23 protein-coding genes are annotated in these 26,063 nt (G+C 37.0%); 10 read left to right on the top strand and 13 right to left on the bottom strand.

Annotated elements, in window-relative coordinates; translation table 11 throughout:
- Positions 1–45: 45 nt before the first annotated feature.
- Together LZZ90_RS10105 and LZZ90_RS10100 are read right to left on the bottom strand one after the other, a co-directional pair.
- Entirely contained in the window at positions 46–1,227 is a 1,182-nt protein-coding gene (locus tag LZZ90_RS10105; RefSeq protein WP_237790575.1) for a M28 family peptidase, read from the bottom strand.
- A gap of 36 nt (positions 1,228–1,263) precedes the next feature.
- Entirely contained in the window at positions 1,264–2,451 is a 1,188-nt protein-coding gene (locus LZZ90_RS10100; protein WP_237790574.1) for a M28 family peptidase, read from the bottom strand.
- 109 nt (positions 2,452–2,560) lie between these two features.
- Between LZZ90_RS10100 and LZZ90_RS10095 the strand changes: the two genes are divergently transcribed.
- Both LZZ90_RS10095 and LZZ90_RS10090 read left to right on the top strand, forming a co-directional pair.
- Complete coding sequence (locus LZZ90_RS10095; RefSeq protein ID WP_237790573.1) at positions 2,561–2,956, top strand: VOC family protein; 396 nt, start codon at positions 2,561–2,563, stop codon at positions 2,954–2,956.
- Positions 2,957–3,183: 227 nt separating this feature from the next.
- On the top strand, positions 3,184–3,918 hold the full coding sequence (locus LZZ90_RS10090; RefSeq protein ID WP_237790572.1) for a hypothetical protein: 735 nt from the start codon (positions 3,184–3,186) through the stop codon (positions 3,916–3,918).
- A 73-nt stretch (positions 3,919–3,991) separates the two neighbouring features.
- On the opposite strand, the gene LZZ90_RS10085 is transcribed toward LZZ90_RS10090, so the two are convergent.
- From LZZ90_RS10085 to LZZ90_RS10065, 5 genes are all read right to left on the bottom strand, one after another.
- Positions 3,992–4,621, bottom strand: a complete 630-nt coding sequence (locus LZZ90_RS10085) for a chloramphenicol acetyltransferase (RefSeq protein ID WP_237790571.1) — start codon at positions 4,619–4,621, stop codon at positions 3,992–3,994.
- Positions 4,622–4,646: 25 nt separating this feature from the next.
- The gene (locus LZZ90_RS10080; RefSeq protein ID WP_237790570.1) at positions 4,647–5,924 is read right to left on the bottom strand and encodes a glycosyltransferase family 4 protein; all 1,278 of its coding nucleotides are present in this window, start codon (positions 5,922–5,924) and stop codon (positions 4,647–4,649) included.
- Positions 5,925–6,296, bottom strand: coding sequence for a fluoride efflux transporter CrcB (gene crcB / locus LZZ90_RS10075; RefSeq protein WP_237790569.1), 372 nt, complete (start codon positions 6,294–6,296; stop codon positions 5,925–5,927).
- Positions 6,296–8,728 (bottom strand): YfhO family protein, encoded by a 2,433-nt coding sequence (locus LZZ90_RS10070; RefSeq protein WP_237790568.1) that lies wholly within the window; start codon positions 8,726–8,728, stop codon positions 6,296–6,298. The genes crcB and LZZ90_RS10070 overlap by 1 nt, the downstream gene beginning before the upstream one ends.
- A gap of 101 nt (positions 8,729–8,829) precedes the next feature.
- On the bottom strand, positions 8,830–9,147 hold the full coding sequence (locus LZZ90_RS10065) for a DUF4834 family protein (protein WP_237790567.1): 318 nt from the start codon (positions 9,145–9,147) through the stop codon (positions 8,830–8,832).
- Positions 9,148–9,211: 64 nt separating this feature from the next.
- Between LZZ90_RS10065 and LZZ90_RS10060 the strand changes: the two genes are divergently transcribed.
- A complete protein-coding gene (locus LZZ90_RS10060) occupies positions 9,212–10,162 on the top strand; it encodes a transporter (protein ID WP_237790566.1) in 951 nt (316 codons plus the stop codon).
- Positions 10,163–11,281 carry a GNAT family N-acetyltransferase gene (locus LZZ90_RS10055; protein WP_237790565.1) on the top strand — a complete coding sequence of 373 codons (1,119 nt, stop codon included), beginning with the start codon at positions 10,163–10,165 and terminating at the stop codon, positions 11,279–11,281.
- A gap of 50 nt (positions 11,282–11,331) precedes the next feature.
- Here the strand turns inward: LZZ90_RS10055 and LZZ90_RS10050 are convergent, their stop codons facing one another.
- Positions 11,332–12,597: an aminotransferase class I/II-fold pyridoxal phosphate-dependent enzyme gene (locus LZZ90_RS10050; RefSeq protein ID WP_237790564.1), complete on the bottom strand. Its 1,266-nt coding sequence runs from the start codon at positions 12,595–12,597 to the stop codon at positions 11,332–11,334.
- Positions 12,598–12,878: 281 nt separating this feature from the next.
- On the opposite strand from LZZ90_RS10050, the gene LZZ90_RS10045 reads away from it, so the two are divergent.
- The 4 genes from LZZ90_RS10045 (at position 12,879) to LZZ90_RS10030 (ending at position 19,162) form a co-directional block, all read left to right on the top strand.
- Complete coding sequence (locus LZZ90_RS10045) at positions 12,879–13,289, top strand: hypothetical protein (RefSeq protein WP_237790563.1); 411 nt, start codon at positions 12,879–12,881, stop codon at positions 13,287–13,289.
- Between the two features lie 122 nt (positions 13,290–13,411).
- Complete coding sequence (locus LZZ90_RS10040) at positions 13,412–14,494, top strand: efflux RND transporter periplasmic adaptor subunit (RefSeq protein WP_237790562.1); 1,083 nt, start codon at positions 13,412–13,414, stop codon at positions 14,492–14,494.
- A 23-nt stretch (positions 14,495–14,517) separates the two neighbouring features.
- The gene (locus LZZ90_RS10035) at positions 14,518–17,739 is read left to right on the top strand and encodes an efflux RND transporter permease subunit (protein WP_237790561.1); all 3,222 of its coding nucleotides are present in this window, start codon (positions 14,518–14,520) and stop codon (positions 17,737–17,739) included.
- A complete protein-coding gene (locus LZZ90_RS10030; protein ID WP_237790560.1) occupies positions 17,726–19,162 on the top strand; it encodes a TolC family protein in 1,437 nt (478 codons plus the stop codon). Before LZZ90_RS10035 ends, LZZ90_RS10030 begins: the two co-directional genes overlap by 14 nt.
- Positions 19,163–19,444: 282 nt before the next feature.
- Here the strand turns inward: LZZ90_RS10030 and LZZ90_RS10025 are convergent, their stop codons facing one another.
- Positions 19,445–19,642, bottom strand: coding sequence for a hypothetical protein (locus LZZ90_RS10025; RefSeq protein ID WP_237790559.1), 198 nt, complete (start codon positions 19,640–19,642; stop codon positions 19,445–19,447).
- Between the two features lie 259 nt (positions 19,643–19,901).
- Between LZZ90_RS10025 and LZZ90_RS10020 the strand changes: the two genes are divergently transcribed.
- Both LZZ90_RS10020 and LZZ90_RS10015 read left to right on the top strand, forming a co-directional pair.
- On the top strand, positions 19,902–20,660 hold the full coding sequence (locus LZZ90_RS10020; RefSeq protein ID WP_237790558.1) for a hypothetical protein: 759 nt from the start codon (positions 19,902–19,904) through the stop codon (positions 20,658–20,660).
- A 15-nt stretch (positions 20,661–20,675) separates the two neighbouring features.
- Complete coding sequence (locus LZZ90_RS10015) at positions 20,676–20,936, top strand: hypothetical protein (protein ID WP_237790557.1); 261 nt, start codon at positions 20,676–20,678, stop codon at positions 20,934–20,936.
- Positions 20,937–21,175: 239 nt separating this feature from the next.
- Here LZZ90_RS10015 and LZZ90_RS10010 read toward each other — a convergent pair whose 3' ends face one another.
- The 4 genes from LZZ90_RS10010 to LZZ90_RS09995 all read right to left on the bottom strand — a co-directional run bounded on the left by LZZ90_RS10010 (position 21,176) and on the right by LZZ90_RS09995 (position 26,025).
- A complete protein-coding gene (locus LZZ90_RS10010) occupies positions 21,176–21,835 on the bottom strand; it encodes an ATPase (protein ID WP_237790556.1) in 660 nt (219 codons plus the stop codon).
- Positions 21,819–22,331, bottom strand: a complete 513-nt coding sequence (locus LZZ90_RS10005) for a hypothetical protein (RefSeq protein WP_237790555.1) — start codon at positions 22,329–22,331, stop codon at positions 21,819–21,821. Before LZZ90_RS10005 ends, LZZ90_RS10010 begins: the two co-directional genes overlap by 17 nt.
- 394 nt (positions 22,332–22,725) lie before the next feature.
- Positions 22,726–23,565, bottom strand: a complete 840-nt coding sequence (locus tag LZZ90_RS10000) for an RteC domain-containing protein (RefSeq protein WP_237790554.1) — start codon at positions 23,563–23,565, stop codon at positions 22,726–22,728.
- A gap of 33 nt (positions 23,566–23,598) precedes the next feature.
- Positions 23,599–26,025 carry an aminotransferase class I/II-fold pyridoxal phosphate-dependent enzyme gene (locus LZZ90_RS09995; protein ID WP_237790553.1) on the bottom strand — a complete coding sequence of 809 codons (2,427 nt, stop codon included), beginning with the start codon at positions 26,023–26,025 and terminating at the stop codon, positions 23,599–23,601.
- Positions 26,026–26,063 lie beyond the last annotated feature (38 nt).

Genomic DNA, 26,063 nt, shown 5'->3' with positions numbered 1-26,063 from the left:
TTTAAAAAAAAAACGGTAGTTGAAAATCAGCTACCGTTTAATGTTTTACTCAATTACAATCTTTTTGGTGATTCGGTTTTCTGCAGATTCCAGAACACCTAAGTAAATCCCGCTGCTCACTCGCGAAACATCAACCGTTTGTAGTTGAACTCCGTTATTAATAGTATTTTGAACTACTTTTTTTCCTTGTACATCGAGAAGAGAAAAGGTATAATTATCTTGCTTTAAAGTTCCAAAATTGATATTCAATTTTCCTTTGGCAGGATTCGGAAACAAACTAACCTGAAAATCAGTAGCGAACTCTTCATTCGATAAAGCCGTAGCAGCAACAGCAAAGTGCATGGTCGCTCCAACCGCCGCTTTACCAACATTGAACACATATTCCGGATCCATATTGGCTAAAGTATCAGAAGTAGTATGCGGATGGTTAGAGATGTTGGTTTCGTAAAAACCCGTAATTATTTCATTGTTGTTCTCAAACGGAATATAATCAGTAGCATCGGCGTAGTTGATAAAGGTATTTAACGGAGAATATAAACTTACGCAAGCTGCCAACTCATCGGTAACCTGAGCCGAAGCTGCATTATTGGTTGTTGGTGTGGACTGATCTACATCACAGGTAATGGTATCATTGTTCATTCCGGCAACACCTCCTACTTCATCAATATTGAAAACAACTTTAATATCCATTTTGGGATTAGTTCCGTTTACTACAGAAGTCACATAATGCTGACTTCCGCGTAATCCATCTTCTTCCCCACTGAAATTGATAAACTTAATCGAATATTCAGTTGGTACATTTTGCAATAATCGGGCAATTTCCAAAATAATGGAAGTTCCAGAACCATTGTCGTTGGTTCCCGTTCCGGCAATCGTGTCGTAATGTCCGCAAACAATCACATAAGTATTCGGGTGAACCGTTCCAATTTTGGTAAGAACAAGGTTTTTACAAGTGTATCCCGAGTACGAATACGAATCTTCAACCATCTGACCAGCCGTATATCCGTAACTCAAATATTTATCCTTCAACCAGTTAAGAGTATTCTGAAGTGCTGCAGTCCCTTTTCGTTTTACCCCTAAACTTTCGAATTCCGTTAAATTATTAGTAATATTATCCTGGGTTACCTGGTTAGCAACATCGGCATAGTGTTGAATAAAATCTTGAGCATTACCGCTTACCGTTCCTAAAAAAAAGCAAATTGCAATTCCTAGTAAAGTCTTTTTCATAAATTTCTAGTTGTTAATCTAGTTATTAAGTTGCAATTAGTTTATTGCTATTTTCTTGGTTACTTCTTTATCACCTGCTTTTAAAACAGCAAGATAAACTCCTTTACTTAAATCTTTTACGTTAATTTTTTCCAATTGACCTGGATTAACGACTTCTTTATTAACCACAACTTTTCCATTAACATCGATTAGGGAAAAATTATAATTGTTCTCTGTTAAGTTTCCAAGGTTAATGTTGATAAAATCCTGAGTTGGATTAGGAAAAAAGCTTACCTGAAAATCTTTATTAAATTCATCATTAGTCAATGTTGTACTTGCACCCGAAAAATGTAACATGGCTCCTGTAGCCGCTTTTGAGATGTTATAAACATAAACCGGGTCCATATTTTCCAATAAATCAGTATCAGTATGGCGGTGAGGTGTTTCGTTTTTTTCAAAAAGTCCGGTAATCACTTCATTATTTTCCTCAAAAGGCATATAGTCCGAGGCATAAGCATAAGACAAATACGTATTTAACGGAGAATATAAACCTACACAAGTAATCAATTGGCTTGTTATTGTATTTGAAGCTGCATTATTAGTGGTTGGACTACCCGTATCCCTCTCACAAGTTATAGTATCATTGGTCATTCCTGCTACACCTCCTACTTCATCAATATTTAAGACAACCTTGATGCTCATCTTCGGGCTAGTTCCATTAACAACTGATGAGACATAATGCTGACTTCCGCGCAGTCCGTCTTCTTCCCCACTGAAGTTGATAAACTTAATTGAATAATCCGATGGGATATTTTGCATTAATCGGGCAATCTCTAAAATTGTTGCCACACCGCTTCCGTTATCGTTGGTTCCGGTTCCGGTAATGGAATCATAATGACCACAAACAATAACGTAAGTATTTGGGTAAAGAGTTCCGATTTTAGTAACAACTAGGTTTTTACAAGTACTCCCTGAATAAGAAAATGTATCTGTAGATAACTGACTGGCCGTATAGCCGAAACTTAAGTATTTGTTTCTAAGCCATTGATAGGTATTCTCCAGAGCAGCAGTTCCTCGGTATTTTACTCCTAAGTCTTCAAATTCCTGAAGATTGGTTAAAACTCCTTCCTCAGAACATCCGCTGACGATGTCTGCATAACGCTGTTGAAAAGTTTGCGCTGTGGTGGTTTGCAAACTCAACACTGCTGGTAACAACAACAGTGATTTTCGTAAAGAAAATTTCATTTTTGTAAGTTTATAGTTAAGTTAGTTAGTTTTGGTGTACGAATTTATAAAAATTTAACTTATAAAATACATTTTTTTATATTTTTCACTTATTTAATAACATTTTCCCATGAAACATCTTTTAGCTGCCGAATTCATCTTATATGTTAACAATCAACAGGAGAGTTCCAGATTCTATGAACAATTATTCAGAACCCAACCTTCCCTTGAAGTTCCCGGAATGACGGAATTCACTTTATCCGAAACACTAAAAATCGGTTTAATGCCCAATAATGGAATTGCAAAAATCTTAACTCCCGCAATGACCCATCCGGAAAAAGGAAATGGTATTCCTCGTTGTGAACTTTATTTCTATGTGAAAAATATTTCATACGAATTTGAACATGCTGTAAAATCCGGTGCGAAAATCATTAGTGAAATTCAAGACCGAAATTGGGGCGATCGGGTTTGTTATTTTGCTGATTTAGACGGTCACATTATCGCCTTTGCAGAAAAAATCATTTAAAAGAATAATTTTCAACACTACAGAATCTCATTTCGCGATTGAAATGAGATTTTTTTATTTATATCAAACGCTTTATTTACAATCGATTACAATCAAAACCAACAAATTCTAAATCATAAAATATTTTTTTGGCACGTAAATTGGATATACCTAAACAACAAGAAACTTTTCTTGTTCGAGGAAGCCGAAAATCGAAAGAGTAAGCAAAAAAGAAAAACTATTATATCATGAGAAAAATTACTCTTTTAGTAGCCAGTACTATCCTGGTAGGAAGTATGGCTTTTGCGTCAGAAAACCCTGTTTTTTCTGATACTAATGGAAAAGGTCCACGTCATTATGTGGATTACAGAGATGCAGAACCTATTAAGTTCATGGAACGAGGAATTGAGTTTTTCGTCTTCCCTAACGGTGAATTCGACTTTAACACTCGTCCTTCAGGACCTAGAGCAACAGTTGTAAACACAACTTACGGAGCACCCGGCGTGTACACAACAAGTTACGGTCCTACAAATTACGGAGTACGTGTAGAGCACGACAACTTCGGCAGAGTTAGACGAGTTGGGAACGTTTTCATCAACTATGATGGTCACAACCGAGTAAAACGTGTAGGTTCTGTTTATATGAGATACAACAGTTTCGCATTAACTCAAGTAGGTGGTTTACGAATTGTCTATAACAGAAGAGGTTGTATTATTGATGTTGTTGGCTTTGTGAATGGTGCAAGTCATGCTTATATGTATAGCCCTTTTACCGGAGCTGGTTATGATGGTAACTACGGCGCAGGAAACGGAAACTACGATTATGACGACAACTATGGTGGTTATGAAAGTGGATCAGGATACAACGAAGATGATTACTACTATTACAGAGCCGATGGTACAAAAACCAAGATGAGTAAAGAGGAAATCGATGCCGTTAGAAAAGACGAAATGAGCGTTGCACAAAAAAATAAAAGGTCTTAGTCTTAGTTAAGATTTTGGTTGGTTAGTTTGGTTAATTTCCCGTGGAGCAGCAATGTGAAGCGGGATTTTTACATTATAAGGCATTCATAAAATGTTGGAATTTTTCCAGATATCTTGCAATGTGCAAACCGTCAACCAAACCATGATTGGCTTCGACGGAAACCGGCAGAAAACGTTTTCCTTCTCTGATAAAAGCTTTTCCAAAAGTAATCTTCGGAACCGATTCATTGTTTTTGAAGTTTGTAGGATGTAACAATCCTGTAAACGAAGACCAAGGCAAAGTTGAATGGCGAATCAAATCGCTTTTCAAATCGTCGTTATTTAAACGCAGACCGGTTGAGTTTTGAACTTCCTGAATTTCCCTTTGCAATTCAGCATTAAAAGTTTTAAAATCTTCAGAAAAAGGAATGAATGCAAAACCAAAAGTCCCGTCTTCCCTACCGATGGTTGTTCCGGCGTGAATTACATCAAAAACCACAACCTGATTGTCAACTATTCTGTATTTAAATTCTTCTGTTTGATTTACAGCCATCATCGATTTATGCATATAAGTCGCAAAAAACGATTGCTTCAACTCTTTCGCTTTTGTATAAGCGTGAGTACACTCCACTTCGGTTACAATTCCGAAATAAGGACTGTCCATTTTTGTAAAAAATTCAAAATGTTCTTTTCGATTCCAGCTCTCTACATCTATTATTCTCATCTTAGAAACATTTTTAATTTTACACTTATTGAAGTAACGCAGCTAATTCTTTGGTTAGATTTTTTCGGCTGTATTGTTGCAAACCAACCGGATAAACTTTCAGATTCTTTTCTAAGTATAAGTTGAAATACTTCAGAATGGTTTCCTTGATTTTGTCTTTTTCATCATATAAGGCAAAAGTTCCGGTATTGGTTTGCTGCAGAATTACTGAAAAATCAGCGTCATTTGGACCAATTGCCAAAATTGGGCGCTCCGAAACCATATATTCGAACAATTTACCTGGAATTATACTTTTAGTTTCTTCCGAATCGATTTCAATTAGTAACAAAACCTGTGATTTACGCTGCTCTTCCACCGCTTCCTTATGCGAAACATAACCCAGATTATTCACAAAATCCGTTAGTTTGAATTCCTGAATCGTGTCCAGAACTTCCTGACTGGTCGCCCCTATTAATTTCAACTGAAAATTATTTCTAAAATCTTGATTCTCTTTGGTTAGTTCACGCAACGCTTTCCACAAAACACGCGGATTGCGTTCCGATAAAAAAGAACCGATGTGTGCCAACGTAAATTTTTCATCCAAAGCTGGTCGTCCCACATTTTCCACATCGTAACCATTGGTAATCACATGAATTGGTTTTGTAGTAATTGCTTCAAATTCTTTTTTGGTGGTTGGGCTGGTAACCAGAAGAAAATCAGCGGTATTCATCACTTTTTTTTCCAACTCTTTATGCTTTTTAGCGGAAGACTTGGTAAGTTTTAAAGCTTTATGATAACCGATGGTTGTCCACGGATCGCGAAAATCGGCAACCCAGTTAATATTCATATTTTCTTTCAGTTGCAAACCGATTAAATGCAGACTATGAGGCGGACCGGTTGTAATTACTGTGTCAATTCCGTTCTCTTTAATGTATTTGGAAAGATAGTTCACGGATGGTTTCACCCACAAAACGCGAGCGTCGGGAATAAAAAGATTCCCGCGCACCCAAAGCATCATTTTTTGAACAAACGATTGCTTCTTCTGATTGGGAATGATTCCGGAACTTATTTTTTTGGTGCTCTTTTTTGAAAAAACCGAAGCCCAAGCATAAGGTTCGATAATCTTATTTCTAAGAATCGTTACATTTTGAGGAACTTCATTTACCAGCTTTTCGTCTAATAATGGATAAGTCGGGTTTTCCGGAATATAAACAATGGGCTCGATGTCAAACTCCGGTAAGTACTTCACAAATTTTAGCCAGCGTTGTACGCCCGGTCCTCCGGCGGGTGGCCAATAATACGTTATGATAAGTACTTTTTTCATTTATAGTTTAGAAATCATTAAACCTGCCCAAGTAGCTGCCAAACCTAAAATTACACTCAATCCTATGTAAAGGAAAGCAGTTCCCATTTGGTTGGCCTGAAACAATTGAACATTCTCATTTGAAAACGTAGAAAACGTGGTATATCCTCCGCAAAATCCGGTAACTAAAAAGAACTTCAAATCGGGATTGGCAATATTGTTTTTCTCTAACAAACCCAAAAACAACCCAATTAAGAAACAACCCAAAATATTGGTTACAAAAGTTGCGTAAGGAAAAAACAACTGAGCATATTTATTAATCCATTGTGCGGTCAGGTAACGAAAAACGCACCCTAAAGCTCCACCCAATGCAATTAATAAAATGGTTCGCATTATGCTTCTTGTTTACGTTTTTTAAATTCCGTAAAAATTCCAAATGCAATCAGAATTAACATCCCAAGGAAACTCACTAAGGAAATCATACTTCCGTTTTTAACCACTTGTGGCTCAAATTTGAATTCGATGGTGTGTTTACCGGCTGGAACATTGATAGCTCTTAACACATAATCTGCACAGAAAATATCAGTTTCTTTACCGTCAACTGTTGCAACCCATCCTTTAGGATAATAAATTTCCGAGAATACTGCTACACCATTATTGACATTATTCGATTCGTATTTTATATGATTAGGTTTATACGCTTTTAATTGAATTGTTGCCGTGCTGTCTTTTGCAAACGAAGTTCCTTTAACTTTAGTTCCAAAATCCTTTTGGTTTACAATGGCAGTTTTCTTAGAGTCTAATTTATCCAAAGCCTTCATTTCTTCATCTGCAGAATTGACCAGTTTCACCTCGTTTACAAACCAAGCATTTCCATTCGCATTAGGGTTGGCCATCGGCACATCCTGACCTTGTTCGTCTTTTTGGATGATGTATTTTACATTTAACATGTTAAGTACACCGATATTATTTTTAGCAATTTGATAGTCAAACAACTGCTGCATTTTTCTCGGTTTTGCCGCATGATATCCTCCAATGGATTTATGAAAATACGAGGCTCTTGCGCTAGACATGTTTCCGTCCACCTCAAAAACACGGTAATGCGTTGTATCCTTCAAAATGTGCTGATCGGCTTGTGTGGCTTCGAACGGCATATCCGCTTGACGGGCAGAAACAAAACTGTCGTTGTTCACATAATTTTTATCAACAAAGAACAAATCTCCCACCATTAAAACCCCAACAATAATTACCGTTGTAAGTTCCGATAATTTATTTTTGATGAACAGCCATAATACTCCTGCAGTCAATAAAATCAGGATTCCTGAACGCATCAAATCCGAAGAATACATTTCCTGACGCTGCTCTTTTAAAGCATCGATGAACGGAGGGCCCATCTCCCCGTACATTTGCACATACATGCTGTCGCTTCCGCCTGTAAAACTGAACATTCCTTTGCAGATGAATAATAAAACAATAACTCCCAATGTAGTCGCAGCAGTCATCCACAACGCTTTAAAACGTTCTTTTTCTTCAGCCTTGAAAAAAGCTTGCAATCCTAAAATTGCCATTACCGGCATACACAATTCCAAAAGCACCTGAATGGAAGAAACTGCACGGAATTTGTTGTACATCGGCACAAAATCAATAAAAAAATCTGTTAAAATCGGAAAGTGTTTTCCCCACGATAATAATAAAGAAAGTACCGCTCCGGCTAAGAAAGCATACTTCACTTTTCGCTTATCAATAAACATGGCCAAGACAAAAAGGAAAAATACGATTGCTCCAATATAAGCAGGGGCAGCAACAATAGGCTGATCTCCCCAATACGTTGGAACTGCAGAAGCAAAGTCTTTAGCCTCTGCCGCAGACGCGCCCTGACTAAGGACAAAGTTGTACATCGGAGAATTCTCTCCCGTGTTTTCATGGTTGGAACCTCCGAAAAGTCGTGGTGCTATAAGGTTGAAACTTTCAGCAATACCGTAACTGTATTCGGTGATGTATTCGTAGGACATGGCGTTGTTGCTTTCCGTTTTTTTTCCATCGGCAGAAAAGGTCAATTCACTGTCGCTACGAGTGGAATATTTTGCGTATTCTGAAGTTGCCATCAGATTCGTGGCATTGGCGCCAACGGCAAGGATTCCGGCAACTAAAAATACACCGGCAGCTTTCCAAAGTCCTTTAAAATCTTTTTCTTTTAGGTACTGGATTTTATAATACGCTGCGATCACCAATAAAAGTAAAAGCAAGTAAAACGTCATTTGAAAGTGGTTGGCATTAATCTCAAAAGCTGCAGCGAGCATCGTCAGTAAACCTCCGACCAAATAGCGCTTCTGATATACCAAGATCACACCGGCAACCACCATAGGCATATAGGCGATTGCGTGTGCTTTGGCGTTATGCCCTACTCCGAGAATGATTATCATATAAGTAGAAAAACCAAAGGCAAGTGCACCAAAAAAAGCCTTGAGATTGTCTACTTTTAAAGCTTTCAGTAAGATGAAAAAGCCAATAAAATACAAGAAAAGGTAATCGGCCGGACGCGGTAAAAACCGAATCAGGTTATCCAGTTGCTTGATATAATTGTGCGGATAATTTGCTCCTAACTGATAGGTTGGCATTCCTCCAAAAGCGCTGTCGGTCCAATAGGGCTCTTCTCCGGTTAATTTACGGAAATCCGATTGCTCTTTGGACATTCCGATGTATTGGGCGATATCACTTTGGTACACTTTCTTCCCTTGCATAACCGGGTAGAAATAAACAAGTGAAATGATTGTAAAACCAACAACGGCCAACAGATAAGGATAAATCTTGTTCAGGTTTTTCATATAAAGATGCTGAATTAGCTTAAAAATCAGGCTAAAATAACAATAAAAACCCTTTTAAAAAAAGAAAACGAATAACTGGGCGCTATTCGTTTGGCTTAAAACTATTCAACCTCTTCAAAATCAATGTACTCTCCTATTTTTTTCTTCTCTCGAGGCTTTTCGGATTGTGTACTTTGCTGTGTATTTTGCTGAGTGTAATTTTGTTGGTAATTCTGTTGCTGGCTTCTGAAATTCTCTTCGGCTTTTTTCACAACCTGCTGAAACAGATAAGGTGCCAGTAAACGCATTAAAAATTTCAGAACGTAGTATATAAAAACTATCCAAAGCAACGTTCTAACTAAACCGGTAAATGATGCCGTTTCCATCGTATTGTAAATTTTATCAAAAGTAAGCAAAGCTACATTTAAAATTAAAACCATATTCTTAAAATAATAATAAAATAACTATTTTTGGAAAGCACAATTAATCTGAAACACAAACAGCATGCGAAATCTAAAAACCAAAGTACTTGGGCTTCTATTGTTAACCAGCGGAATCTCCTTTGCACAACATACCGACGAGATCAACACCAACCGCCCCGGGAAATCTTTCGGTGCGTTCTCAGTTGGAAAAAATGTTATCCAGGCAGAAACCGGAGTTTACTACATAAAAGAAAAACACAAATTACTGGATTATGATGCCAAAGGTTTTGGTCTTGATTTGACAGCCCGTTATGGAGCCTTACTTGAGCAGCTTGAATTTATTGCTGAAATGCAATATCAAACCGACAAATACTCAAGCCCTTACCTAGACGAAAACAGAAACGGTTTCAAACAACTTACTGTAGGAGCAAAATATCTTTTCTATGATCCTTGGAAAAACTATAAGGAAAAAGTAAACGTTTATAGTTGGAAGGCAAACAAAAAATTCAAATGGAGAAAATTATTACCTGCCGTTGGATTTTATGCCGGTGCTAATTTTAACGTTGGCGATAATCCATATACCTTCCCGACAGATCCGAAATTCAGTCCTAAAGTTATGGTGCTTTTGCAAAATCACTTTGGAGAAAAAACCGTACTTACAACCAATTTAATTGCCGATAAATTCATTACCGATTATCCTACTTACGGCTATATTTTAACCTTAAGTAGAGCTGTTGGTGAGCAATGGTCTGTGTTTTTTGAAAATCAAGGTTACATGAGCGATTGGTATTCCGACAGTATCATTCGTGGTGGTGCCGCTTATTTACTAAAGAAAAACATGCAGTTGGACGCGTCTATCGGAACCAACTTTAAAGATACCCCATCCATTTTGGGAGCTGCAATTGGTTTCTCATGGCGCTTTGACAAAAATTACAAACCAATCGAAATCAAAGACGGAAAAGAAACAAAAGGAGCTACCAAAGGCAAAAAAGCCGAAATGGAAAAACAAAAACGCAACGACGAAGTAAAATAAATGATCACAATAAAAGAAATCAGTTCTCAAAAAGAGCTTAAAGAATTCATCTTATTCTCTTTCGAACTTTTTAAAAACAATCCGTACTGGATTCCTCCAATTATTGCCGACGAGCTCGAATCGTTCAATAAAGACAAAAATCCTGCTTTCAAAAATGCTGATGTACATTTTTATCTGGCCTACAAAAACGGTAAAATTGCCGGTAAAATAATTGCTATCATCAATTGGGACGAAGTAAATCTGCTGGGTAAAAAGAAAGTACGTTTTGGTTGGTTTGATGCCATAGACGATATTGAAGTAACCAAAGCGCTACTAAACAAGGTTTCAGAATTTGGAAAGCAACAAGGCATGGACCATATTGAAGGACCGATGGGATTCTCAAATTTAGACAAAGTTGGAGTACTTACCGAAGGGTTCGATCAGTTAGGAACCATGATATCCTGGTACAGCCCGCCTTATTACAAAGAACATTTCGAGAAATTGGGCATGGTTAAGGAAAAGGAATATTTTGAAAGTTATTTTTCAATGGAAGCTGTAAACCCAGAGCCTTTTCAACGTGCCAGTAAAATGATTAAAGAGCGTTATGGCTTAAAGGTTTTGAATTTTAAAAAATCAGAGGAAGTGATGCCTTATGTAGATCAGATGTTTGATTTATTTAACAGCACTTATTCTTCCCTGCAGTCTTTTGTTGCCATTAACGACGAAACCAAAGAATATTTCAAGAAGAAATACATCAGTTTTATCAATCCGGAATACATCAAATTCATTATTGACAAAGATGAAAAGATGATTGGTTTTACCGTGGTAATGCCTTCTTTTGAAAGGGCACTGCAAAAAGCAAAAGGAAAACTGTTTCCCTTCGGGTTCATCCATCTTTTACAGGCGAAAAAAAATGCCAAAGAAGTGGTGTTCTACTTAATCGGTGTTAGCCCGGAATATCAAAACAAAGGAATTACAGCCGTTATTTTCGATGAATACTACAAAGTTTTCAAAGAAAAAGGAATCAAACGTTTTATCAGAACACCGGAATTGGAAGAAAACCACGCGATGCACAATTTGTGGAAGAATTTCGACCCGACTATACACAAACGAAGACGAACCTACCGAAAAGAAATATAAAAAAAACCGAAGATTGCTCTTCGGTTTTTTTTATGATTTGCTTGTTGAAATTACTCAGCAGAAACGTCTACCGTAGTTTTCTCAGCAATTGCTTTATACGTTCCATTACTTAATTTTTCACGGATTGCTTCAAATGCAGACAATGTTTCATCAATATCAGCAATTGTGTGTGAAGCTGTCGGGATCATACGCAATAAGATGATTCCTTTCGGGATTACCGGATACACAACGATTGACAAGAAGATGTTGTAGTTCTCACGTAAATCGTTCACCATAACCATTGCTTCCGGAATAGAACCTTCTAAATACACTGGAGTCACACATGTGTTCGTATCTCCAATGTTGAATCCTTTAGATTTTAAACCGTTTTGTAAATAATTTACGTTTTCCCAAAGTTTGTCTTTCAACTCCGGCATTGTACGCAACATCTCTAAACGCTTTAAGGCTCCCACCGTAAAAATCATCGGTAAGGATTTTGCGAACATTTGTGAACGCAAGTTGTATTTTAAGTAATCAATGATGTCTTTATCTCCGGCAACGAATGCTCCGATACTTGCCATTGATTTAGCAAACGTTGAAAAATAAACATCGATTCCGTCCTGACAACCTTGCTCCTCACCTGCTCCGGCTCCTGTTTTACCAAGGGTTCCGAATCCGTGTGCATCGTCTACCAACAAACGGAAGTTGTATTTTTTCTTTAGTTCAACGATTTCTTTCAATTTACCTTGTTGTCCTCGCATTCCGAAAACCCCTTCAGTAATTACCAAAATACCACCGCCTAACTCGGTAGCCATTTTAGTAGCACGCTGTAAGTTCTTCTCTAAACTCTCAACATCATTATGTTTGTAAGTAAAACGTTTTCCCATGTGAAGACGAACTCCATCAATGATACATCCGTGTCCGTCAACATCATAAACGATAACGTCGTTTTTAGTCACTAAAGCATCAATGGTAGAAACCATTCCCTGGTAACCGAAGTTTAGCAAATAAGCCGCTTCTTTCCCAACGAAAGACGCCAATTCATCTTGTAATTGCTCGTGTAAGGTTGTGTGACCAGACATCATACGTGCTCCCATCGGGTAAGCTGCTCCGTATTGCGCAGCTGCCTGAGCATCTACTTTACGAACTTCCGGATGATTAGCCAATCCTAAATAATCATTAATCGACCAGTTTAAAATTTCTCTTCCGTGGAATTGCATTCTCGGTCCTAACTCTCCTTCCAATTTCGGAAACACATAGTAACCTTCTGCCTGTGAAGCCCATTTCCCTAAAGGACCTTTATTGTTTTGTATTCTTTCAAATAAATCTTTAACCATAATTCGAATGTGTATAAGTCTGATTTTTAATCGCTCCAAAAGTAACTATTTCTGTTTTTCTATCAATAAATAATTTGCATTTTTTAAATCTAAAATTCCAAATAGCATTTAGAATCTAAAAACTTGGTAGTAATTTATTTTTTTGAGATACAGATGAAGGCATTTTTTTAAAAGTAAACAAAAAAAGAACACGATCATTTATCACCATCTAATTATTTTAACAACAATTTATCGCCACTAGCTTCATTTAACAAAAAAGTTTAACTACTTTTGCGCATTCTATGAAAAGACTGTTTACTTATATCCTGTTTCTTTTCACCACCTTATTGGTTAGCAATCAATTATTTGCCAATTCCGATAAGGCTATCACTCATTTTTCATCTACTGAAGCTTCGTATCAAAATCCAAGTTCGTTGGTTTTTGAATTCGAATCATCCGATCTTAAACAACCGTTCTTTGCACAAAAAGACTTTAAAGACAAGATCGAGCTTTCAGAAAGCGAAAATGAAACCGAAGATTCGCAAGCTTTTCATTTATCAGGTAATTTCAATTTCTTTGAAAACTACCTACCTACTTACACATCCGGAAATCTTACCACGCAAATACAAAATGGCTTAGCGCCCTGCAAGCATCTTTTATATTTAGCAACCATCCGATCGTTTTGCATCATCTTCTGTGTTTACAGGATTTGATTCTTCTGATTTTCTTACAGTTAGCGCTATAAACCTTTTTTAGGCAAAACTTTTTTCTTTTAAAGAAGATAAAGCGGCGCATCCTAATTTTATTTCCAATTACAATCAATCCATTATTTATCATGGCTAAAAGACTTTTAATGCTTATTAGCTTGTGTGGTCTGCTATTGAACACAAGCTGCAATTCTGAAAAAGAAAAAAAAGAAGAAAAAAATAAATTCCTGGTTACCAGTCCGATACAAAAAGACACCTTGATTACCAAATCGTATGTGTGTCAGATCCATTCTATCAACCATATCGAGTTAAGAGCTCAGGAAAGAGGTTATTTACAGAAGATTTATGTAGACGAAGGGCAATTTGTAAAGAAAGGCCAATTGTTGTTCCAGATTATGCCAAACCTATATCAGGCGGAAGTTCAGAAAGCTCAAGCCGAAGTTGGCTTTGTTCAGATTGAATATCAAAATACAAAAAAATTAGCCGACAAAAATGTAGTTTCTCCTAACGAACTTGCAATGGCTAAAGCGAAGTTAGACAAAGCCAAAGCGGAATTAGCTTTAACCAAAGTACATTTACAATTCACGGAAATTCGTGCTCCATTTGATGGGATTATCGACAAATTCCATGTTCGTTTGGGAAGTTTACTTGAAGAAGGTGATTTACTTACCAATCTGTCCGACAACAGCAAAATGTGGGTATACTACAATGTTCCTGAGGCTGAATATCTAGATTACAAAGCTAAAGTTAACAATGGTAAATCTAAAGTTAACTTATTGATGGCCAACAACGAACTATTTGATTATACCGGAATTGTAGAAACCATTGAAGCCGATTTCAACAACGAAACCGGTAATATTTCCTTCAGAGCTACTTTCCCTAACCCGAAAGGTTTATTAAGACATGGTGAAACCGGAAGCGTTCAATCTACCATTCCGTTGAAACACGCGCTTTTGATTCCTCAAAAATCTACCTTCGAAGTACTTGACAAAAAATACGTTTATGTGGTGGATAAAAACAATGTAATCCACTCTAGAGCGATCACAATTGCTGCGGAATTACCACACGTTTTTGCCATCAGCAAAGGATTATCTGAAGGCGATAAAATTCTTTTGGAAGGATTAGGTTTAGCTAAAGAAAATGAAAAAATTGAGTACAAAGTAGTGGCTCCATCATCTGTAATGTCTCATTTAGACTTATATGCTGAATAATCCCAAATCTTAAAAAGAGAAAAATGTTTAGCAAATTCATACACAGACCCGTATTTGCGATTGTAATTTCAATCATAATACTTTTTGTGGGGTCGTTAGCCATCAAACAGCTACCTATCTCTCAGTTCCCTCAAATCGCGCCAACCACGGTAAATATCTTTATTGCTTATCCGGGGGCAAGTGCCGATGTACTAGTAAAATCTACCTTAATCACCTTAGAAAACTCCATTAACGGGGTTGAAGGAATGCGTTATATCGCTACCGATGCCACCAGTGCCGGAGAAGCAACCTTAAGAATCATTTTCGAACCCGGTACCGATCCCAATCAGGCCGTGGTTCGTGTAAAAACCAGGGTCGATCAGGTAATGCCGCTTTTGCCGGAGCTTGTTCAGCGTGAAGGGGTTGTTATTACCCCTATTCAGCCCTCCATGTTGATGTATGTGAATCTTTACTCGAAGGATAAAGGTATGGATGAAAAATTCCTGTACAATTATGCCAGCGTAAAAATGATTCCTGAAATCAACCGATTAAAAGGAGTTGCTCGTTCCCAGATTTTAGGAAGTAGAACTTATGCGATGCGTGTTTGGTTAAACCCGGACCGTATGCGCTCTTACAATATTTCCGTTGATGAAGTTATGAATGCCTTAGGCGAGCAGAGTATCATCGGGCGTCCGGGTCGTATCGGGCAAAGTTCGGGTATTTCCGCTCAATCGCTTGAATATGTATTAACTTACAAAGGACGTTACAGCGAGCCTAAAGAATATGAAAACGTTATCATCCGAGCCAATGCCGATGGAGAAAGCATCCGTTTAAAAGACATTGGAAAGGTGGAATTGGGAAGTGAGTTCTTCGATATCTATTCCAACCTAGACGGAAGCCCTTCTGCCGCTATCGTATTAAAACAAAACTACGGAAGTAACGCGAGTGAAGTAATTGAAGAAATCAAAGCGAAACTGGAAGAAATGAAAGAATCGTTCCCTCCGGGCATGGATTATAAAATCAGTTACGACGTTTCGCAGTTCCTTGATGCTTCGATTGAACAGGTAATTGATACTTTACGAGATGCGTTCATCCTTGTTGCTTTAGTAGTATTTATTTTCTTAGGAGATTGGCGTTCGACCTTGATACCGATTATTGCCGTACCGGTATCTCTAATTGGGGCGTTCTTTGTGATTCAGTTCTTCGGACTATCCATCAACTTAGTAACCCTTTTTGCCCTTGTACTTGCTATTGGTATTGTGGTGGATGACGCGATTGTCGTCGTCGAGGCCGTCCATGCCAAGTTTGAGGAAGACCCGCACATTACTCCTTACAAAGCCGTTAAAAAAGTATTAGGTGAAATCAGTGGAGCGATTATCGCAATTACAGCGGTAATGGTATCTGTATTCTTACCTATCTCCTTCATGTCTGGTCCTGTGGGGACGTTCTACCGTCAGTTCTCTATTACTATGGCCAGTTCGATTGTCATTTCCGCTCTTGTTGCCCTTACCCTTACACCGGTATTGTGTGCCATCATGCTTAAAAACCACCACGGACACGAAAAGAAAAGCAATCTTTTCACCAAAGCACTTGACCGTTTCAACAGCGGATTTGACAAACTTACTGGAAAGTATGTAACTATATTAAGAGCCATTGCCAACCGACGATGGGTAACTTTTGGAATTTTGTTAGCGTTTTGTGCCGGAATCTTCTTTGAAAACCAGATCTTACCTTCAGGATTTATCCCAAGTGAAGACCAGGGTACGATTTACGCGATTATCCAAACACCTCCGGGATCAACTTTAGAAAGAACCAATCAGGTTTCTCAGAAACTTCAGAAAATCTGTAAGCAAGTTGAAGGAGTGGAATCAGTATCTTCATTAGCAGGTTATGAAATTATGACCGAAGGTCGAGGATCGAACGCCGGAACCTGTCTTATCAACCTTAAACCTTGGTCTGACCGTAAGCACACCGTAAAAGAAATCATGGAAGAGCTGGAAGAAAAATCCAAAGGATTAGGAGCCATTGTAGAATACTTTGAGCCGCCGGCCATTCCGGGATTCGGTTCTTCAGGAGGTTTCTCGATGCGTTTATTGGATAAAAACACCACAACAGATTACCATGAGTTTGACAAAATCAACAAAAAATTCATGGCAGATTTGGCTAAACGTAAAGAACTTACCGGTTTATTTACCTTCTTCGCCGCGAACTATCCGCAATATGAATTGGAGATCAATAACGATTTAGCAATGCAAAAAGGAGTTTCCATTGGTAAAGCCATGGAAAACCTGAATATTATGATTGGTAGTACGTACGAACAAGGTTTCATCAAGTTTGGACGTTTCTTTAAAGTGTATGTGCAGTCCGATCCTAAATTCAGAAGATTACCGTCTGACATTTTGAACATGTTTGTGAAAAACGAGCATGGGGAAATGGTGCCGTATTCTGCCTTTATGACTCTTAAAAAATCGCAGGGACCTAATGAGATTACACGTTATAATATGTACAACTCATCAGCAATTCAGGGGCTTCCGGCAAAAGGATATACTACAGCCGACGCGATTAAAGCCATTCGCGAAGTAGCAGATGTATCCTTACCAAAAGGCTACGATATTGCATGGGAAGGTCTTTCTTATGACGAGTCGAACCGTGGAAACGAATCAATATACATTTTTGGAATCGTATTAATCTTTGTGTACTTGGTTTTAGCGGCGCAATACGAAAGTTTCATCATCCCGTTATCGGTTATTTTCTCTTTACCGGCTGGTATTTTCGGATCGTTTTTCCTGCTTCAGTTAATGGGCATGGAAAACAATATTTATGCACAAATCGGGCTCATCATGCTTGTCGGACTACTCGGTAAAAATGCGGTACTTATTGTGGAATTTGCCATACAGAAGCACAATGAAGGAATGACCATTCTGGAGGCTGCCATCGAAGGAGCAAAAGTACGTTTCCGACCGATTCTGATGACTTCCTTCGCGTTTATTGCGGGACTAATTCCGTTAATTATCGCATCTGGTGCCGGTGCTATCGGTAACCGTACCATTGGAGGTGCTGCCTTAGGTGGTATGTTATTAGGAACCATATTCGGTGTAATTGTGGTTCCCGGATTGTATTACATTTTCGGAACACTTGCTGATGGACGAAAACTGATCAAAGACGAAGATGAAAGTTCATTATCTGATGAATTAGTGCACATGATTGATGCTTTTAAACCACAAAATGAAACAGAAGAAACAGACGATAAAAATGAAAACAACTAAAAATTGGAATTATAAAGTTATGGCTTGCGGGCTTATTCTGTTAAGTATTGCAAGCTGTAAAACACCCGGTTTGGTTGAAAAAAATGCAAATACCACTACTCCTGGACAGTACACCACTGTTCAGGACACGGTAAATTCCGGGAAAATTTCCTGGAAAACGTATTTCAAGGATACCAATTTGCAAGCGCTGATTGATGAAGCACTTAAAAACAATCAGGAGCTGAACATCACGATGCAGGAAATTGAAATTTCTAAAAACGAGATCAAAGCCCGTAAAGGAGAATACTTACCTTTTGTTGGTGCCAAAGCCGGTGCGGCTGTTGATAAAGTAGCCCGTTACACCAACATTGGAGCCATGGAAGCTACTACCGAAATCAAACCCGGGGAAGAAATGCCAGAACCGCTAAAAGATTTCAATATAGGGCTTGTTGCCAATTGGGAACTGGATGTTTGGAAGAAGCTTCGCAACGCTAAAAAATCGGCGGTGAACCATTATTTGGCTTCGGTTGAAGGAAAAAACTTCATGGTAACCAATATGGTTTCAGAAATTGCTAATTCTTACTACGAATTACTGGCGCTTGACAACCAATTAGATATTGTAAATCAAAACATTACCATTCAAAGTAACGCTTTAGAGATTGTTAAGTTACAAAAAGAAGCAGCGCGTGTTACTGAATTAGCGGTTAAGAAATTTGAAGCCGAAGTGTTTAAAACCAAAAGTCTTCAATTTGATATTCAGCAAAAAATTGTTGAAACGGAAAATCGAATCAATTTCTTGGTTGGAAGATTCCCACAGCATGTTGAGCGTAATTCAGGTTCCTTTAATGATAATTTACCTAATGTTGTACATGCAGGTGTACCTTCAGATTTGTTGACCAACCGTCCGGACATTAAACAAGCGGAATTTGAATTGGCAGCTGCAAAACTGGATATTAAAGTGGCCAAAGCACGCTTCTACCCTTCTATTGGTATTACTGCAGGAATTGGTTATCAGGCTTTTAATCCGGAATATATTTTCAAACCGAAGTCTTTATTGTACTCGCTAGCCGGTGATTTGGTAGCGCCTTTAATCAACAGAAATGCAATTAAAGCAAGCTATAATACTGCCAACGCGAAACAAATTCAGGCAGCTTACAATTATGAGCAGACTATTTTGAAAGCGTATATTGAGGTGAGCAACCAGGTTTCAAAAATCAGTAATCTTGAAAAAAGCTACACTTTAAGAAACCAACAGGTTGAGGCTTTGAACAGTTCTGTAAGTATTTCAAATGATTTGTTCCGATCTGCCCGTGCGGATTATATGGAAGTTTTGTTAACGCAGCGTGATGCCTTGGAATCTAAATTTGATTTAGTGGAAACCAAAATGCAGCAATTAAATGCCATGGTTAACATATACAGAGCCTTAGGAGGCGGATGGAAATAATTATAGTTAGTTATTAATGATTGGTAAAAAGCCTCTTTATTTCGGTAAAGGGGCTTTTTCTTTTCACTCCCAGATAAAATTTATTTCAAAAAAAAAGAAAAAAGCAAGCTATATCAAAATATTTGATTTACATTTGCACCCGAACGCACAGCAATGTGGTTACACGTTCACCTTAAAAGTCGGGGGCTCCACCTCGGCTTTTTCTTTTTTAATATCTACTCTACTACAAACGTCATTCTTTATCTTAATAGAATACTCACTGTTAGTACTTTTTACAATCTGTTATAAGAACTCTTCAACTATTTGCTGTTTAAGGCCTGTAAAGTGGCAAAACTCTTCAACACTTACCAAATTGGATTGTGACTTATTAAGCTCTTCTTTTATTTTTTGTAATAGCCTAGCGCTCTGCCTGTAACTTTTACCTGTTATACATTGAACATCCTTTGGATAAATACATATTCTTTTTGGTGCTGTCTTCATACACTATCCATACTTTAACTATGCCTTTTGCTTTATTTATCTATTTACTACTGATATACGAAATTACTCAAATTAAGTATTGCTTTTAAGTGACCATTTTTGACCAAAAATGTCATTTGGATTTGTAACTGTCTTATGGAACAATAACACTTCAAACTCTTTTATATAATTCTAAAATTTGCTCTCGATTCAATCAGGAAATGTTGCAACAGAATTATGATTGACCAGTAAAATGAATTATTAATTTAAAAAGAAAATTATGGCCAGACAGAAAGGCATATTTAAAATTAAAGGTACCATTGGCGATGTTACTTTTTACAAATCAGGTGACGGATATTTAGTTCGTGAAAAAGGAGGCATTGATGCCAAACGAATTGCAAGTGATCCAGCTTTTCAGAGAACCCGCGAAAACGGTTCGGAATTTGGAAGAGCAGGAAAATCAGGTAAAATTCTAAGAACAGCATTACGCCCGCTACTGATAAACTCAGCAGACAGCAGAATGGTGAGCCGTTTAACCCAAAGCATGATGAAAGTTATTCAGGCTGATTTAACCAGCCCAAGAGGGCTACGCAATGTCATCGATGGCGAAGCGGAATTACTAGCTGGCTTTGAGTTTAATATTCGCGGAAAACTAGGGACTACCCTATTTGCTCCTTTTGTACCTACTATAGACCGAGTCACCGGTGCAATTAAAGTAGATATTGCCCCATTTATCCCGACCAATATGGTAGTTGCTCCAAGTGGAACCACTCATTTTAAAATTATTTCTGGTGGCGCTGAAGTAGATTTTGAAAACGAAACCTATGTTGTAGCAACATCAGAAACTGCAATTCTTCCTTGGAATGCAATAGCAACAACTGCTATTAGTCAAACTAATACCATCACAGCCAACGCTACCAAACCACTTTTTCTGGCTTTAGGTATAGAGTTCTACCAGGAGGTTAACGGACAAATGTATTCCCTAAAAAATGGAGCTTTTAATCCGTTATCCATAGTAAAAGTTGATGGTGGTGTTTAATTTAAAAACTAAAATATGACTATAATTGAAAGAGCTAAAGCTCCTACCCCTAAGTTTTTTAAAGTTTTAAGAACAATAGGACTCACCCTGTTGGCAGTTAGTGGAGCTATTGTAACAGCACCTATAACTCTTCCGGCAGCAGTGGTAACTGTTGCTGGATATGCCGGAGTAGCCGGAAGTGTTCTATCAGCCGTAAGTCAAATTACGGTTGATGATTCAAAACTAAAAGTAAAGACTGAAGCCAATAAAAACAACTCCAATTATGGAGGCTCCTAATTCTTTACATCCCTGCACGGTGGGAGGAACATTACTTAGTATCAGTCCTGTAATCACATCTGCTGATATAGTTAAAACAATTATTTTAGCTGTTTTAGGCGCTTTTGTAAGCTTTTTAGTTTCAATCACTTTAAAGTACCTAATTGGTAAACGGAAAAAATAAGAATGTTTGTTCAAAAAAGCCCAAACAATTAAGTTTGGGCTTTTCCATAATTATATCCTTTGCTGATAACAAAGTATCAAGTTCTTTTATCTAGAGATGAACTGTCAAAAGCAATCAGGTTAAACATTTCACGCATCCTTGAACGTAACCGATTTCCATATATTTTCTCGATCTCGGATGCTGATAAATTAGTTGTAATATGTGTTACCGCATTATTTTCGACAAACTTATCGTAACGACTTAAAAGAATTTCCGCCATAACATTGCATTCACTTCCAAAATGCTTTATCTGTTTTTCTGAACCCAGATCGTCAAAACAAAATCCAGAAAGACGGTTTAAATTATTAAGCTTACTACTATATTGAGACAAAGCATCGTAACCGTTTTTAGCAAATTCAAAAGCTACCTCACGAGTTGTTTTTATCTTATAATCGTGCTTTGCATAAATAAAGGGTTTTATCAAATGCATTAAAGATGTTTTGCCACAACCTACTGGCCCCGTCAAAGCAATTCCTTTATTAAGATCAATCCCTAATTTAAGCGCACTTTCCTTATCTCTAATTGCATATACTAACAATTTTAAAATTACAGACCTGTCTTGCTCATGTATTGCAAACGATTGACCGTACGTTTTTTTACCCTGCTTTTCCAGATACTTAAAACAACGCTGCATTTGATATACTTTCACGTTGTTTTCAATTGTGAATGTGTCACTGATATCAAAATGGTTCTTCATAGCTTTTTACTGGAATGGTGTTTAAATGATTGCAGCTATTTTCTTGAATTGAATTCTTTTTAAACTGTTTTAAATTTTTATTGTTTGTATTGTTTATATATGATACCAATACTTGTCCTGTTCCTGTTTCATTACCTGTTTGCAAGCTATCCAGAAGCTGTCCCGAAATTGTACCTTCCTTCGTCTCTTTATTTATTGAAATACAATGATCCAATTGAATCATTTGCACACTACTCCCTTTTAAAGGACTATAGGAAGGCTGATAAATTAAGTACTCTTTATTGTGCAACTCTTGCATACACTTGTGATAAGTACTTTTAGAACCAATTTTACTGATTTGCATTACTTCATCCCTAATTATATTTAAGGGATTTTGAAATCGGTTAAGATTCCAAAATTGAAAAAGTGCCATATAAAGGCTGATATGAGTTGCATTGAGTGTAGGATCTTCCGACACCCTATTGAAATAGGCTGTTAAATGTTTTATGTAATTCATGATTTTTGATTATTAAACTTTTACTTTTTGTTCGAACGGGACAAAGGTGTGGAAGGTGAGGTTTATTTTATCCCAGTGGGGTTCGGAGTTACGAGAAAGTTTAACAGTTTTGGTGTTTTTCTTGTACTTTGTCTTGACACAAAGTACCAAAAGTCAAGACTGGAACACTACGCCTAAAAAATTAAAGCAACTCCTAAATTATCCGAACTCGCTATGCTCAAACAGCGGATAATTCTTAACGGAGTTGCTTTAATTTTTCTTAACGGCTACGTGTTCTAAGGTCGAGTGGACTTTGATTAAAGTTTATTTTCACCAAGCATTATAAGATGTTCTTCTTATTTCTTATTTCTTATTTCTTATTTCTTATTTCGTAGTTACGAGAATTTTCGAAATGCTAAACACATTCTTCTTTATGGATTTTTTGGTGGAGGTTTAGCATTAACTCTTCAAGGAATTTGGTTTTGCTACTTTTGCGTTCCTTGATTTCATTATAGGTTTTGTAAACATTGTCTAATTTGACGTTGAAAAAATCTTCGAAGGATGAAGTTATACGGTTGATATCTGCAGAACCATTATTTAAGGCTCCATTAGAATATAATGCGTAGATTAGTTCTATTAATGCTGTTTTTGGAGCTGTCCAAACCAAAACTTTGTGCTTTTTCTCTTCGAAAATTTCCGTGTTGCTTACTTCCAATTTTTTGAGTGCTTCACGAATATGGTGAATATAACGGTACATCGCTTTTACCTTAGCCCACAACATATCCTGAGCAGTTGAAAACTCAGGAAACTGATAATAATCCGTCATTGGGGTAAACGGAAAATTATCCCTTTGATTGCGAGTAAAAAACTGATGGTCGAGATAACTATATCCTTGCTCCATGTAATGCACAAAATCTGCATTTTTATAAAAGAACTTGTTTATTTTTTTAAGTTCTTTCTGCAAGAACTCAATTTTATAGGAGGTTCCTGCCTTTGGCATTCGTAGCTCACAAGACCTCACTTCCGTAAAATAAATAAGGTAACTCATGGGTACCGGTTTATAATTTTTAAAAAAGTCTATCTCCTCCGGAACATTTTCAAAATCATGCTGTTCCACTTTATCCTTTAAAAGAGAAAGTGCTTTGTTGCACAATTGAATTCCTTCATTAGCTTTCTTTAAATAATTTTCTCCAGATTCCAGAATTACATTGCATTTTTGGTTAAAATCGTTGATTTGGGTTTTGATTGTTTTCATTTTTTATAGGCTTATATTAATAATTTTCAGGCTTTACTTTATTTCGTTCAGGATTGTACTTATTGCTTCCTGAGCAAAATTCTCTTTGGTTTGTACATATGCAATCTTGGGCTTTATTATTGCTCCCAATTTTCTTTTTTCAAATGTAGCAGAAAATCCAAGATTGATTTTTCCTACACCTAAATGGTTAGCACGCTTAGTAATTTGGTATAGCAATTGACGATACAGATTAAACTCTTGGACATAATTATAATTCATACCAATAAGAACAGGAATGTATACTTTTTCGGAATTTTCATAAGCAAAAACCACTCCTACAATTTCCTCTTCCTCAGCTTCTTTAGTTTTTGAGTATAACAGAATAAATTCCCATGAATTGTGTTTTATCATTTCCTGAAAGACCCGTATTGGATAAGTGAATGTATTAATCGCCAAATTGTTATTCTTAACATTCTTATATAGCTGATAGGCTTTTTCTAATTCACTTTTTGACAAATCCTTTTTAATTTGAACATTGTAATACGATTCAAAAGGAAGTATTTCTTTATTAAAATGTTTTCTTGAACGTGGTGACAACCTCTTGAGAAAATCTTTCGTGGTTAACCAATCTGGATTATTTATTGCACAAGCTTCAGGCATATCTATTTTCACAAAACCTTGTTGATGTACTATTTCGTCCCACTTGTTATTCTTATCAAAATCTCTCAATATCAACATATCTGCATCTAAATCGTGGTACAATTCATCTAACTGCGAGAGTAATAATCGAATAGCTTCTTTACTTAAAGCATGTTGCTCATTAACATAACAATGAGTGCCTTCAGTAAAAAGTGATCCCATACTCAAAACCTTAGAAGTATGATATAACGGAGTTGATTTTCTCTTTTCCTCCAATTGCATTGAAACAGATTCCGGCAACAACATATCATCTTTCCAGATACCATAAGTGCTAAAGGTTACCAACAATGGAACATTATTGTTGTCTTTTATAACCCAGTAGTAAAATTGCCAATTGTCTTGCTCAAGAGGGTTATTTTTAAATGCTTCTTCCAGATAACTGAGCCCTTCCCAGTCAAAAGCACCTTTACCTCCTAATAAACTATTCCAAAGGCTTTTATCTATACTGTGAATTGAAGTTTCAAATTGTAAATTAAACAGTTTACTATTTTCAATTTTTTGAACTTTAAAATCCGATAATTGCTCTAACCCAAAACTTCTTTTAATTTTCCCTAAACTGTTACCTGTTTCTTCCAATGCTTTTGGAAAATGGAATTGTAAAGCTTGCACCAAACCTTTAATATCTTCATTCTGGTTGTGCCTTGATATTGTCATTCTTATCCCAGTATTTTTAACAGGAACTGCGGGATATAAGCCTGGATTCACAAAAAATCCTTCTTTGAAAATCCTGCTGGTAAGGTTATATGCAGTTACCGGAATGCCTGTACCAATGAAAAATACCGGGGTATCATTTTGAATAATTAAAGGAAGTGTTGTTTCACTTAACAATGAATTAAAATAATTTACTTTTTCAGACAATTCATGTTGTAAGTACTTTATTTCGGGTGATAGATGAATAGTTGCGGAAGCTATTGCAGCAGCCAATGATGCCGGTTCAAGTTGCGCTGAAAAAGTTAAAGGACCTCCAAAATTCTTAATCTTCTCTCTAAACCTATTGTTTGAAGTAATAAGCATTGCTCCACTTGCTCCAAAGGTTTTACTCAGAGTTGCAAAGACAAAAACATTTTCCGGTAATTCATTAAAAAAATCGAATACATAACCAACTCCGTTTTTTCCTTTCCAACTCATTCCATGAACATCGTCGAAATAAAGATTCAATTGAGGATACTTACTGGATAGTTCCATTAATTCCTTAATTGGTGCATAATCTCCAAACATAGAGTATACCCCATCTGCCATGTACCAAATTTTATGACATTTACCCTTAAGCTCTTTTATTTTGCTTTCCAGCATTTCCAAATTATTGTGACGCACCATTTCTACTGAAATACCTCTCAACTTTAACTGCATACAAGCATTTTGGACACTCCAATGTACCTGATGATCCAACATAACACCATCATTGTCACCAACAATTGTAGGTATGACAGCCATGTGACCTAAAGTACTGTTTTTAGTTATTACAGGCGGAATCCCATACATACTTTCAATTTTTGATTCCAACTCTTTATAAAGCGGGTTTGAAATGTATGTTTTTGAAAGTGGGAACTGTGTCCCGTATCTTTGAATTGCCTCTATAGTAGCTTGTTTAATACGACCGTCTTGCTCTAACCCTAAATATCCTGTTGTACCAAAATGGCACATGCTTTTTCCCTTAATTTGTATTGTCCTTCCGTTTAGAAAACTATCTTCCGCATACAAGTGCAAAACCTGTTCTTGTTTCGCTCTTGAAATAATCCCATCGACCGTATCGATAAAATTATTGTGTTTGATTTTTGCCATTCTTTTCCATTTTTAGGTGTGTGTTATTTATTCATTAA

It is taken from the genome of Flavobacterium sp. SM15 (assembly GCF_022012335.1).
Taxonomy (GTDB): domain Bacteria; phylum Bacteroidota; class Bacteroidia; order Flavobacteriales; family Flavobacteriaceae; genus Flavobacterium.
The sequence above is the reverse complement of the archived record's forward strand: the minus strand, read 5'-3'. Positions and strand labels throughout refer to the sequence as shown.